8 protein-coding genes are annotated in these 13,346 nt (G+C 72.4%); 2 read left to right on the top strand and 6 right to left on the bottom strand.

The features are described 5' to 3' along the window. Positions 1–94: 94 nt before the first annotated feature. The 6 genes from AB0J69_RS03555 to AB0J69_RS03530 all read right to left on the bottom strand — a co-directional run bounded on the left by AB0J69_RS03555 (position 95) and on the right by AB0J69_RS03530 (position 11,454). Positions 95–5,716, bottom strand: coding sequence for a biotin carboxylase N-terminal domain-containing protein (locus AB0J69_RS03555; protein ID WP_364112426.1), 5,622 nt, complete (start codon positions 5,714–5,716; stop codon positions 95–97). A 345-nt stretch (positions 5,717–6,061) separates the two neighbouring features. After that, on the bottom strand, positions 6,062–6,925 hold the full coding sequence (locus AB0J69_RS03550) for a hypothetical protein (protein ID WP_364112424.1): 864 nt from the start codon (positions 6,923–6,925) through the stop codon (positions 6,062–6,064). A 106-nt stretch (positions 6,926–7,031) separates the two neighbouring features. Further along, positions 7,032–7,271, bottom strand: a complete 240-nt coding sequence (locus tag AB0J69_RS03545; protein ID WP_364112422.1) for a zinc-binding dehydrogenase — start codon at positions 7,269–7,271, stop codon at positions 7,032–7,034. A 256-nt stretch (positions 7,272–7,527) separates the two neighbouring features. Next, entirely contained in the window at positions 7,528–9,042 is a 1,515-nt protein-coding gene (locus AB0J69_RS03540; protein WP_364112420.1) for a serine/threonine-protein kinase, read from the bottom strand. Between the two features lie 502 nt (positions 9,043–9,544). Further along, a complete protein-coding gene (locus tag AB0J69_RS03535) occupies positions 9,545–10,381 on the bottom strand; it encodes a siderophore-interacting protein (RefSeq protein ID WP_364112418.1) in 837 nt (278 codons plus the stop codon). Positions 10,382–10,476: 95 nt separating this feature from the next. After that, entirely contained in the window at positions 10,477–11,454 is a 978-nt protein-coding gene (locus AB0J69_RS03530; RefSeq protein ID WP_364112416.1) for an alpha/beta hydrolase, read from the bottom strand. Positions 11,455–11,867: 413 nt separating this feature from the next. Here AB0J69_RS03530 and AB0J69_RS03525 point away from each other — a divergent pair, with 413 nt between their 5' ends. Together AB0J69_RS03525 and AB0J69_RS03520 are read left to right on the top strand one after the other, a co-directional pair. Beyond that, positions 11,868–12,563, top strand: a complete 696-nt coding sequence (locus AB0J69_RS03525; protein WP_364112414.1) for an ABC-2 family transporter protein — start codon at positions 11,868–11,870, stop codon at positions 12,561–12,563. Then, positions 12,556–13,344, top strand: a complete 789-nt coding sequence (locus AB0J69_RS03520; RefSeq protein ID WP_364112412.1) for an ABC-2 family transporter protein — start codon at positions 12,556–12,558, stop codon at positions 13,342–13,344. The genes AB0J69_RS03525 and AB0J69_RS03520 overlap by 8 nt, the downstream gene beginning before the upstream one ends. Positions 13,345–13,346 lie beyond the last annotated feature (2 nt).

Raw genomic sequence — 13,346 nt, 5'->3', positions numbered from 1 at the left:
TTGAACAGGATGGGGAACGTCGGCCACGGCTGGCTGCCGGGCCGCGAGGCCGGCGGCTGCGGCATGATCTCGAGCTGGGCGACGGACTTGCGCGTCAGACCAGGGCCTGGGCGGCCGGGCCGGTCTCGCCGAGGGTCAGCGCCATGCCGCGCTCGATGGCCTCGATGATGCGCGGCCGCAGCTCGGCGGCGCTGATGATCGCGTCCACCGAGCCGACCTCCACCGCGCGCTGGATGCTGTGCACCCGGTCGAACTCCGCCGCGACCTCGCCCAGCTTCTCCGCCCGGACGGCCGACTGCACCTCGGCGAGCCGGGCGTTCAGCGCCGCCCGCTCGGCACCGCTGGCCGCCGAGATCCGCGTCTGCAGCTCCGTCACCCGCGGGTCGGTCGCCGTGCGGTTGTTCACCTCGCCGGAGAACACCACGGCCGCCGCCGGCGCGCCGCCCAGCACCGAGGCGAACGAGCCCTCCAGCGCCAGCACGGTCATGTTCGGGTTGAGCGCCTTGGAGAACACCACGAACGCGCCCCCGTGGTAACGGGAGATCACGCAGAACACGATCGGGCCGTCGAAGTTGACGATCGCCCGGCCGATCTCCGCGCCGTACTCCAGCTGCAGCTTGCGCATCGACTCCGGCGAGCCGTCGAACCCGGACAGGTTCGCCAGCACCACCAGCGGCCGGTTGCCGGACGCCGCGTTGATCGCCCGCGCGGTCTTCTTCGACGACCGCGGGAACAGCGTGCCCGCGGTGTAGGTGTCGGGCCCATCGGTGGGCGGGAAACCGCGCCGCGGCACCGACCGCGACTCGATGCCGACCAAGCAGACCGGCCAGCCGCCGATGTGCGCGTCCTGCACCGCGGACGTCTCCGCGTCCGCCATGCCCGCCCAGCGCTCCAGCACCGGGTGGTCCTGGTCGGACAGCGCCCGCATCACCGTGCGGATGTCGAACGGCTTCTTGCGGTCCGGGTTGTGCCGCGCGGAGAAGATCTCGCCGACGGTGGTGAAGTCACTGCCCGCGATCTTGTGCGGGAACTCGGTGACGTCGCGGTCGGCCGGGTCGGAGGTGCCGGCCCGCCGGGGCGCCGCCTCGCCGGGCACGACGTAGGTGTGGTCGTAGTGGGCCATCAGCACGTCGCGGGCCGCCGCCAGGTTCGGCGCCCAGTATTGCGCCTGGCCGTTCGGCCCCATGACGCGGTCGTAGCCGCCGATGCCGAAGTTGTCCTCGGCCGACACCCCGCCGGAGAAGTCCAGCGACTGCTTGCCGGTGAGCACCATCGCCGAGTCCGGCGTCATCACCAGGATGCCCTTGGTGTGCATGAGCATCGTCGCCTCGGCGTTCCAGTACGGCTGGGCGCCGACGGTGATCCCGGCGACCACGATGTTGATCTCGCCGCCGTCCTGGGTGAACTCGACGATCCGCTTGAGCGCGGCGGCCACCCAGTCCATGTTCTCGGTGCCCGAGCTCATCGAGATCCGCGCGCCCGCCGACAGCGCGAACCACTCCAGCGGCACCCGCATCCGCTGCGCCAGGTCGAGTGCCGCGATCACCCGCGAGCACTCCGGCTCCGACAGCGCGCCCAGCGCCTTGGTCGGGTCGCCGAGCAGCACCACCCGGGTGACCCCCTCGGGGTGCCGCTCGGTCGGCGTCGTGACGACGCCCGCCACGAGCGCCGCGGAGTTCTTCCCCTTCGGCCGGTCCACCGGCACGAGCGCGCCGTGCTCGTCGAGGTCGTGCTCGGCGAAGCTGCCCTGCGGGCCGGCGAGCAGGCCGGTCAGCTCGTACGGGTAGACGTTCCCGCGCCGGGCCGCGCGCAGCACCTTCTGCCGGTAGTCGTCCAGCGGCTGCACCGGCTCCGTCGGCGGCTCGCCGACGTGCAGGTGCGCCCCGTGGCCCGGGTCGAGGGTGATCGTCACGGCGACCTCGGTCAGCTCACCGGAGGCGGTGCGCTGGCGGGCCACGAACTGCACCTCCTCCAGCCCCGCACCGGCGGTGGTCGGCAGGATGCGCTGGAGGAGCATGTTGAGCTCTTCGGTGGACAGCTCGGTCGACGGCCAGACGTACATCATCATCCGGTTGGTGTCGAACCGCTTGTTCTGCGGCCGCTGCGCCTGGATGTTGCGGATCGCGTCCAGGCCCGCGGTGATCGCGTCCTCCACCGAAGGCAGCGCGACCAGCCTGCCGTCGGCCTCGCGCAGCGGCGTCAGGTCTCGGACCTGGCCCATGGCGATGAGCCGCTCGTCGGCCGGGTTGCTCTTCGCCACGGCCTTGAACAGGTAGATCTCCTCGTCCGCGGACGGCAGCCGGGTGAGGTCGAACTCGCGCCACCGCTGCAGCTGCAGGCGCTCCGCGATCTGCGGGTGCAGGCCGCGGATCAGCCGGTCCTCGGCGAAGCCCGTGCCGTCGGGGCGGAACGTGAAGTGGTGGTGCATCACGGCGCCGCCGGTGCCGGCGACGGTGGTGGTGATCCGGCGGACGCCCGCGGGATGCGGGTGCTCGGCGAGGAGCTGCCCGAGCCGTACCGCCATCGCGTCGGCGTCCGGCTGGTCCTCCCACGTGACGTAGAGGTCGGCGACCAGCCCGTGCTCGGCCTCAGTGGCGTCGGACCCAGTGGCGTCGGACTCGGTGGCGTCGGACTCGGTCGCGTCGGACTCGGTGGCGTCGGGCTCGGTCGCGTCGGCTGCGTTCGAGCCGGCCTCGGTGGCGAAGGTGGCGACGGCGCCGATGGCGTCGGGCAGGGCGGCGATGTCGACCGCGGTGGTGATCACGCGCGTCACGCCGCCCGCGCCGGTGTGCTCGGCGGTGACGAACCGGCACCCCGCGATCTCGCGTACGGTGACCTCGGACAGGCCGCGGTTGCCGTAGTAGCGGCGGGTCAGCACCTCCAGCAGCGGCGCGTGGTCGCGCCCCGAATGGCCGATCCGCTGGCCGATCAGCCGGACCAGCGGCTCGGAGCTGGCCACCATGGCCTGGATCCGCTCGGCGCGGTCCGGCGCGTCCGGGTTGCGGTCAAGGTGACGCAGCTCGCCGCGGACGGCGGCGTACACCTTGGCGCGGTTGCGGCGCAGCAGCGGCTGGGCGAACCAGCGGAACACCACGCCGCGGGCCAGGTCGGACACCGCGGGGAAGCGCACCTGCGTGGCCTCGACCAGGTGCTCCAGGGCGAGCCCGGAGCGCTCGCTGAGCTCCTCGACCGGCTGCGCGCCGGCCAGCCACCGGCGCAGCAGCTCCGACACGATCCCGACGCCAGTGCTCATCCGCTGCTGGGCCAGGAAGATCCGGAAGACCGCGGCCTCCAGCTCCGGTGTGCGGTCGAGGTCGTCGACGCCGTAGTGACCGAGCACCTTCCGCAGCTTCGTCTGGAACCCCTCGGTGACGCCGGCGCGCTCGACGTCGAGGCTCTGCAGGTAGCTGTGGAAGTATTCGCGCGGGCTGTGCACCGGGCTGTGCGGCTCGACGTCGATCTCGCCGCCCGGCTTGTTGCGGCTCAGCTCGCACAGGTCGGCGAACACGGTGAGCAGGTCGAGCTCGCCCTCCAGCGGCCGGTGCCCCAGCTCGGCCCGCGCGGCCAGGTAGCCGGACAGCGCGCGCTCGCGGTCGTAGGGGTCGGCGTCGAAGCCGAGCAGCAGGCTGCGCAGGTCCTGCAGGTCGCGCGCGGCCCGGTCGGCCGCGGGCACGCCGGACGGCTCGGCGGGCAGGTCGATCTCCACGGTCTCGCCCGCCACACCCTCGTCGGCACCTTCGTCGGCGAGGGGCTCCAGGCGCATCAGCGGCGCGCCGGTCTCGACCTGGCTGCCCACCGACACCGGGCACTCGCGGACCCGGGCGCGGAACGGCGCGCGCAGCACCGTCTCCATCTTCATGCTCTCCAGCACCAGGATCGGCGCACCGGCCTCGACCTCGTCGCCGACCGACAACGGCGTCGCCACGACCAGCGCGGGGGCGGGGGAGCGTACGACGCCGCCCTCGTCACGGCTGATGCGGTGGGTGACACCGTCGACCTCGACCAGGTGGATCGGCCCGTGGGTGGCCGACACCAGCCGGAACCGGCGGCCGTTGACCACGATCCGGCCGCTGTGCTCGTCGAAGCGCTCGACCTCGACGTCGACCGGGTGCGGCTCGCCGCCGCCGGAGATGCCGACGCGGAAGCGCTGCTGCCCGACCCGCGCAACGCTCAGCCGGTAGCCGGCGCCGCGGAGCTTGAGGTCGAGCGGGCGGCCGGGCTCGTGCTGCACCTGCGGGCGCCCGCCGTGCGCGGTGGCCAGCAGCCGCCGGCGGCTGACCTCCTCCTCGTCCTGGTACGCCTCGATCGCGGCGGCGGCCAGGGCGATCGCGGAGTGCCGGTGGCTGACCAGGCGGCCCTCGGCGCGCACGCGGTCGATCCACCCGGTGTCGGCGCTCGCGTCGATGACCTCCGGCTGGTCGAGCAGGTCGAGCACGAAGCTCTTGTTGGTGGCGCCGCCCTCGATGATCACCGTGGTCTCGGCCATCGCGCGGCGCAGCCGGCCCAGCGCCTGCTCGCGGTCGCGGCCGTAGGCGATGATCTTCGCGATCATCGAGTCGAAGTCGGCCGGGATGGTGTCGCCCTCGCTGACGCCGGTGTCCACGCGGATGCCGGGCCCGGAGGGCAGCACCAGGCGCGCGATGCGGCCCGGGGCGGGTGCGAAGTCGCGGTCGGGGTCCTCCGCGTTGAGCCGGGCCTCGACGGCGTGGCCGGCCTCGGCCGGCTGCGGGCCCTCCAGCCTGCCGCCGCCGGCCACGTGCAGCTGCAGCCGGACCAGGTCGGTGCCGGTGGTGATCTCGGTGATCGGGTGCTCGACCTGCAGCCGGGTGTTGACCTCGAGGAAGGCGAACAGCTTGTCGCCGGGGTGGTAGAGGAACTCCACGGTGCAGGCGCCCTGGTAGCCGACGGCCACGGCGAGCCGCTCGGCGGAGGCCTTCAGCTCGGCGGTCTGCTCGGCCGACAGGACAGGCGAGGCGGACTCTTCGATGATCTTCTGGTTGCGCCGCTGCACCGAGCAGTCGCGCACCCCCAGCGCCCACGCGGTGCCCTGCCCGTCGGCGATGACCTGGACCTCGACGTGGCGGGCGCCGGTGACCAGGCGCTCCAGGAAGACCACGCCGGAGCCGAACGCGCGCAGCGCCTCCTGGCTGGTGCGCTCGTAGGCGTCGGTCAGGTCCTCCTTCGAGGCGACCATGCGGATGCCGCGCCCGCCGCCGCCCGCGGTCGCCTTGAGCATCAGCGGGTAGCCGATCTCGTCGCCGGCGCGCAGCGCCTCCTCGAGGGTGGCGACCTCGCCCCGGCTCCACGGCGCGACGGGTACACCGACCTCCTCGGCGATGAGCTTGGCGCCGATCTTGTCACCGAGCCGGCGCATCGCCTCCGCGCTCGGCCCGATGAAGGTGACGCCGATCTTCTCGCACAACTCGGCGAACGCCGGGTCCTCGGCGATGAAACCCCAGCCGACCCAGGCGGCGTCGGCCCCCGTCTCCATCAGCGCCCGCTCCAGGACGGCGTGGTCGAGGTAGGGCCGGGCCGAGGCGGGTCCCAGTAAATAGGCGGCGTCGGCTTCACGGACGAAGGTCGCGTTGCGGTCGGCGTCGGTGTAAAGGGCGACCGTCTCGATCCGTGTCCCGGTTTCCGCGGAAAGATCACGGACGGCGTGGATGAGCCGCATCGCGGCCTCTCCACGGTTGACGATGGCGACACGACTGAACACCGGCAGAGCCTCCCAAATACGCATGCGCAGAAGGCGACGTCCGGATCTCGGATCGTCGCCCGTAGCTTTCTCTACCCTGCTTGATTACCACCTGGTACACCAATGTCCCGCATGGCGCATGCCGGACCCGCCGGTTTGTGGAGACCCCACAAAAGGCTTTCCGGCCATGGCGACCGGCCGCCGTCTCATGTGAGGTCTGCCACAAACACGCTCACAGGGCCACGGAGAGCCCGTGCGGACTCCCGGGCTGCGGCGGGCCCCGGGTGCCGATGGTGAACCTGCCCTGGTAGGCGGCCTGCCGTACGCAGCCGGACGGTGCCGCGCACTCGCCCCGGCCGGTCGCCGTCAGCCGCGCTGCACCCCGCGCACCAACGGCAGCCCCGTGCCCGAGTCGAGCACGAGGCGGCCGCCGAGCGGTCGCGCGAGCGTGACGGTGATCGTGTCGATCTTGAGGATCAACGGGCACATCCCGCCGGAGCCCTCCTCGTCCACGTCGACCACCACCACCTGGCCGGTCTCGTACGCGCGCGCCCCGTGGACGGTGTCGCAGGCGCCGTGGCCGTACTGGAGCAGCAACTCGGCAGGCCGACCGGCGACAGGCTCGAACCCCATCACCTCTTCACTGCCCCCCGGCCGCGGCTCGGGGCGGGCGGTGACGGCGGAGGGGTCCACCGCCACGTGGACGTACTTCTGCTCGACCCCTTTGACGGTGAACATCCAGGCGGGCACCCCGATCCGGCCCCGGCTGGTCTCCAGCGGCACCTCGCCCAGCTCGGCGCCGGTCACCCGGAGGGGGCGGCAGCCCTTGGCCGGGCACTCCTCCTCGATGAAGTCCTCGGGTTCGCTGAACGCCGCGTACGCGCTCGCCGCCGTGACGAGCGGCACCTGCGAGACCGACCCGTCCGGCCAGCGCACGTCCACGGGGGCCGGGGCGTCCGCGGGCAGCTCGGTGGCCTGCTGCCACACGCCGTTGTGCGCGCTCAGGCGCGCCCAGGCCGGAACCCGGTCCGCGCGCGCCCATCCCCGCTGGTGCAGCGGTTCCAGCGGCACGAACCCCTCGCGCCAGGCGCGGTCGTCGGCCGACCCTTGCCAGCGCGCCGTCACCTCCCGGGCCCGGGTCTCGAACTCGCCGCGGGAGACGCGATGGGACCAGCCGCAGGCGGACAGCAGCAGGAGCGCCAGGGACAGGCACGCGATCGTCCTACGCACGAGACATCCTCCGCCGCCGACTTCACCTGTCGGGCGATCACGGTAGCCGTTCGCGTGCCGACAAACCGGACGTATCGCCAAACCGGACCGCGCGGCGCGGCCCGAATCAGGGGATCAGGACGATCTTGCCCCGGGTGTGACGGCGTTCCAGCTCGCGGTAGGCGTCGCGGACCCGGGTCAGCGGGTAGGTGGCGGCGATCGGGAGCTCGAGGCGGCCGGTGCCGAGCAGCTCCGCCAGCGCGGCGAGGACCTCGGCGGTGGACGCGGCGCTCCCGCCCACGGCGTGCACGCCGTGCTTCTCCGCCGCCGGGAAGTCCGCGATCGTGTTGACCCGGCCGGGCGGCACCCATCTCGCGGCACAACTGCGAGCGCCGCCACCGGAAGTATACGACGCTGGCCGCCTGCCTCTGGCCCCGGGCGAGCTGGATCAGCGGTGATGGCTCCTACGCCACCGTGTCCCACTGCGGGGGACCGACGGCGGTGACCGTCGTGCTGCACGCCGCCCTCGGCGCGGCTCGGCAGGCGCTGTCCCTCATGGACGACACGGGGTGCGGCGGGTCGTGCCGGAGGGATCACGAGCTGATCGTCCTCACCTTGTGACGTCAGGGGGTCGCGGTGGCCGTCGGTGTCGGGGTGTCCGAGACCGACGTCGACGGGCCCGGCGACTCCCCCGGCCCGTCCTGCGGGATCGTGGTGATCGAGCCCGACGGCTGCGGGCAGTCGCGCCGGGCCGCCGCGTTGCCGCGGCGCCGCCCGGCCGGGCTCGCGCACTGGCCCGGATCGTCCCCGCCCTGGTCGCCGGGGCCGCTGGTGTGCGGGGGCGGGAACGTGCTCCGGCGGCGGGGCTCGGGGGTGAGGATCACGACCGGGCCCTTGGTACGGGTCTGGGTGACGAACACCGTGGGCGTGCCCGGCGGCGGAGCCGTCGTCGCCGGGCGGACGGTCGGCAGGCCCCTGACCGTCGTGGCCGTGGGCCGGACCGTGGAGTCCGCGGTGCCGTGGGGCTGCACGGTCGGCAGGGTGCCGGGCAGCAGCGAGCCGCCCCCGATGCTCAGCCCGTCGGTGCCCGAGGCCGCGATGACCGTGATCGCCGCGATCGTGACCGTGGCCAGGGCCGCGAAGCTGGCGTGCGAGAGCTGCGCCCCCGACTTCGCCCGGCTCCTGCGCCGGGTCGCCCCGGAACGCTCCATCTCGGGGTCGGGAGCCGGCGCCAGGCGGACCAGCCCGCCCCCCGGCGGGTACGGCACGGGCGTCCAGATCTCCTCCAGCACGCTCGCCACCGCCTGGCGCAGATCCCACGGATCCCCCACGCCCCCGGCGGCCAGCAGCGCCCGCAGCAGATCGGCGGCCCCCGGCCGGTCGGCCAGTTCCTTGGCCAGCGCGGCCTCGACGGCGGGCCTGAGCATGGCCGGTACGCCCTCGACGCGCGGCGCCTCGAACAGGATGCGCCGGGTCAGCACGTCGGCCTCCCCGCCGCCGAACGGGTGATGCCCGCTCGCGGCGAAGGCCACCAGGCACCCCCAGGCGAAGACGTCGGAGGCGGGCAGCGCCGGGCCGCCCGTCAGCCGCTCCGGCGCCACCCAGCCCGGGCTGCCCATGACCTGCCCGGCCTGCGTGTGCGCGGACAGCGTGTCCACGTCGCGGGCGATGCCGAAGTCGATGACGCGCGGCCCCCGCGTGGACAGCAGCACGTTGCCCGGCTTGAGGTCCCGGTGCACGAGTCCGGCCTCGTGCACCGCCACCAGCGCCGCCGCGACGCCGAGCGCCACCCCGTACGCGAGGTCGGGCGTGAGCGGTCCCCTGGCCAGGACGACCTGGGAGAGAGCGGGGCCGGGGATGTACTCGGTGACCAGGTACGGGCGGTCCCGGTCGGTGCCGTCCTCCACGACCGCGGCCGTACAGAAAGGCACCAATCTTCGCGAGAAAGCCACTTCCTCGGCGAAACGCGCCCGCAACGTGGCATCGTTGAGATGCACCGCATGCGGCGTCTTGAGCGCCACCAGGCCACCCTGAGGGTGTTCGGCCAGATACACCACTCCCATCCCGCCCGTTCCGAGGCGGCCGAGGAGCAGGTATCGCCCGATGATGACCGGGTCCCCCACCGTAAGCGGTCGCACGCCAGGAGGCATGTCGCTTGCACCACGCGCCATCCGGGTTCGCCTCTCCTGATCAGTGTCATGGCAAAGCACACTGTGGCGGCATCCGGCGGGGCTTTCCGCATGTCTTACATAAGGGGTATTGGAGGTAAGGCTGTCGTTCCTCCCAAGTAAGTAAATGGTGTGACTTGGCGGTCTGAAGTGGACTTTTGCGCCTGGGGTGCCGGGCGGGGAATGATCGTCGTCACCGCCCCCGTCGGCCGCTCGATCGTCCTGGCCGACCCCACCTCCCCGGCCGCCGCCTTCAAGGGCGCCACCTCGGTGTCCTGCCGGCCGCCGCGCCCGGGTTCGCCCCCGCGTTCCTGGAGGCGGGGGTGCGGCGAACGCGCTGGTGGGCGTTCGACGCGCACGCCGGGAGGATGTACGGGGTGACCGGGCCGCGCTCGACGCACGAATAGGCCCCGGCCTACCCGATCCGAGACTCAGGGTGCGGTCGCGCCCCGAGCCGCGGACGATCGGGTGCTCAAGAGGCGATCGCGGCCTGCTCCTCGGCCTCGACCTGGCGGTTCCAGTCGCGCTTGACCGCCCGCCACGTCTCGTCGTCCACGCCGATCCGCCAATATCCGGAAATGGACAGCTGGTCCATCCCGACTCCCCGCTCGACGCGCAAGTGACGGCGGAGCTCCTTCACGAACCCGGCCTCCCCGTGCACGAACGCGTGCACGTCGCCCTCCGGGAACTCCAGCGCCCGCACCGCCGCCACGAGCCTCTCGCCCACGGGCCGGTCGCCCCGGTAGATCCACCTGATCCGCGCGTCGGCGGCCGTTTCGAGCTTCTGCTCGTCCTCGGGCGCGTCCACCTCCACGAACACGTGCGCCCGCACGCCGTCCGGGAGTGCCTCCAGCGAGGCGGCGATGGCCGGCAGCGCGCTCTCGTCGCCCACCAGGAGGTGCCAGCCGGCCTCGGGGTCGGGCGCGTAGCCCCCTCCGGGGCCCAGCATGAGCAGCTCGTCGCCCGGCTCGGCGCGCTCGGCCCAGGGGCCGGCCAGGCCCTCGTCGCCGTGGACCACGAAGTCGAGGGTCAGCTCGCGGGAGTCGGGGTCCCAGGCGCGCACGGTGTAGGTGCGCAGGCGCGGCCACAACTCGCGCGGCATGGTCTCGCGACAGGTCTTCACGCTGAACGGCTCGGGGTATTCGACACCCTCGTACGGGAAGACCAGCTTCACGTAGTGGTCGGTGAGCCCCGTGCAGGCGAAGTCCGCGAGCCCGTCACCGCCGACCACGACACGCACCATGTGGCGCGAGATGCGTTCGGTCCGCTGGACGACCCCCCGGTGGTGATCCGCTCGCTGCTCAGCCATCGGACTAGCCCCCTGATGCAAGTTAGGTATACCTAACCTTACACTGTTCTTACCGTTGGCGGATGTTAATTATCCCAAACAGGACAGGTAAAAATTCATGCTGCCGTCGCGTCCCCCATCGACGCGGGCCTTTCGCTCACCGCCTTCACGAACTGCGCCATGTGCCGGAACGCCAGCCGCGCCTCGGGCACGACGTCCGCCAGGATCGGGAAGACGTGCGGCATCCGCGGCCACTCCTCGTACCGGACCGGCACCCCCGCCAGCCGCGCCCGCTCGGCCACCCGGCGGCCCTCGTCCCTCAGCACCTCCGTCGAGCCCGTCACGATCATGAGCGGGGGCAGCCCCGTGAAGTCCCCGTGCACCGGCGAGACCAGCGGGTCCCACGGGTCCAGGCCGGAGGTCCAGCGGCGCGCCAGCCAGCGCACCCGGCCGGCCGGCAGCATGGGGTCCTGCCAGCGGTTCGCCCGGCGCGGGACGTCCGTCAGGTCGGCCCACGGGGAAAGGCAGATCGCCGCGGCGGGCAGCGGCCGTCCCGCGTCGCGCAGCGCCAGCAGGGTCGCCAGCGTCAGGTGGCCGCCGGCGGAGTCGCCCGCCAGCACGATGTCCTCGGGCGCGTACCCGCGCCGCAGCAGGCAGTCGTACGCGTCCATCGCGTCGGCCAGCGAGTCGGCCAGCTTGTGCACCGGCCCCTGGCGGTAGTCCAGCGCCAGCACCGGCCGCCTGGCCACCACGGACAACCGCCACGTGATGGACCGGTGCGTACGCGGCGAGCACGAGAAGTAGCCGCCGCCGTGGAAATAGAGCACCACCTTGCGCTCGTCGAGCCCCTGCCCGCCGCGCACCCACTCGCCACCGCACGAGGAGAAGGCCGCCGGGACGATCGCGACGTGCGCGGGATGGGGCACCCGGAACAGCCGCGCGAGATCGCCGAGGTGGGCGGCGCCGACCAGGGCGAGCGGATGTCGCAGCAGGAGAATGGAGGCCGGCTTCACGGTCCCGCGCATGAGACCGGTGAGAGCGCGAGCCTGCCAGCTCAAGGGGTACTCGGGGATCACATCCCTGTCGATTCGCATCTTCGACCCTCCGAAGATTGTTCTTCCCCGCCCAACATCGTCCTACCGGCCAGTAAGTAACTCATCTCTTACACGGATATTTCGGCATCGTGACGCCGGGGGCCCAATGGCCAGGTATTCGGGCACGCCTCTCCCGCGCTCGGCGTCGAGCCGGGCCACCAGGTGCTCGCCATCGACCCGCCCCGGCCGGGCCCGCGCTTCGTTTATCGCGTTGCGGACCGCCGACCCCGCAACGGATAATTCCGTGTTTCCCAACGGCAGGCCCGTGCGCGGGTCCAGGCACGGTCCGTCACCGTGCCATCACCCCCCGGAGGTGCAAAACCATACCGCTCTATGCCCGGCTCGTCCGGTACGGATTCCGCAAGCACGCCACCTACGTCTGGGCGGCGCTGGCCGGCGCGTTCACCAACAGCGTGTTCGGCGTCCTGCGCGCCTACATCCTGATCGCGCTGTGGCAGGCCCGCCCCGGGCTGGCCGGCTACGACATGACCGACGCCGTCACCTTCTGTTTCATCACGCAGGCGTTCATCGGGCCGATGCAGCTCTTCGGCGGCGGCCTGAGCATCCCCGAGCGCATCCGCAGCGGCGACATCGCGCTCGACCTGGTCCGCCCCGCGTCGCTGCAGCTGTGGACGCTGGCCGAGGACGTGGGCCGGGCCGCCTACCTGTTCGTGGTCCGCGGCGCCCCGCCCATGCTGGTCGGCGCCGTCATGTTCGGCATCCTCTTCCCCACCGACCCGGGCCGGTGGCTGGCGTTCCTGGCCGGCTTCGCGATCGCCGTCGTCGTCAGCTTCGGCTGGCGCTACCTGACCGCGCTGTCGGTCTGCTGGCTGCTCGACGACCGCGGCATCGCGATCCTGTCGATGGTCCTGATGACCTTCTTCAGCGGGATGATGCTGCCGCTGCACATCTTCCCCGGCTGGTTCGGCGAGCTGGCCAGGGCCCTGCCCTGGGCGGCCATGGTCCAGGTGCCCACCGACCTCTACCTCGGCAAGGCCCCGGTGCTGGAGTCGCTGGCCTTCCAGGCGTTCTGGGCCGTGGTGCTGCTCGGCCTCGGCGCGCTCGGCACCAGGGCGATCCGCCACAAGGTGGTGATCCAGGGTGGTTAGGACGTACTTCCTGCTGCTGTGGACCTGGACCCGCGCCGCGGCCGCGTACCCCGCCTCGTTCGTGCTGATGACCGTGCTCGGCTTCGTCACCGCCGCGCTCGACGTCGCGGTGATCCTGGTCATCTTCGCCAACACCACCGCCCTCGCCGGGTTCTCCCGCGAGGAGGTGCTGCTGCTGTACGGCGCCGCCGGCCTGTCCTTCACCGTCTGCGACACGTTCGTCAGCAACCTCGACCGCATCAGCCAGCACATCAAGGCCGGGACCCTCGACACCGTCCTGATCCGGCCCGTCAGCGCCTGGATCCAGCTGGCCGCCGACCGGTTCAACGCCACCCGGGTCGGGCGCATCCTGCAGGCCGCCCTCGTGCTCGGCTACGCGATCTCCGCGCTCGGCATCGACTGGCGGCGCGCCTGGATGATCCCCGTCATGGTCCTCACCGGGATCGTCATCTTCTCCGCGTTGTGGACGATGGCCGGGGCGGTGCAGTTCCTGCTGACCGACGCGCCCGAGGTGGTCAGCGCCTTCACCTACGGCAGCCACCAGCTCAACCAGTATCCCCTCAGCATCTACGCCCGCGACCTGGTCAGGGGCGTGACGTACGTGCTGCCGCTGGCCTACGTCAACTGGCAGCCGGGCCTGTACGTCCTGGGCCGGGACGACCCCTTCGGCACGCCCGAGTTCATGCGGTTCCTCGGACCGGCCGCCGCGCTGGTCCTCGCCCTGCTGGCCGCGCTGGCCTGGCGGCAGGGCATCCGGCACTACCGATCCACGGGGAGTTGACC

Origin of the sequence: Nonomuraea sp. NPDC049709 (assembly GCF_040674815.1) — a bacterium.
In the GTDB taxonomy this organism is placed as follows: Bacteria; Actinomycetota; Actinomycetes; order Streptosporangiales; family Streptosporangiaceae; genus Nonomuraea.
This window is presented reverse-complemented; position numbering and strand designations above follow the sequence as displayed.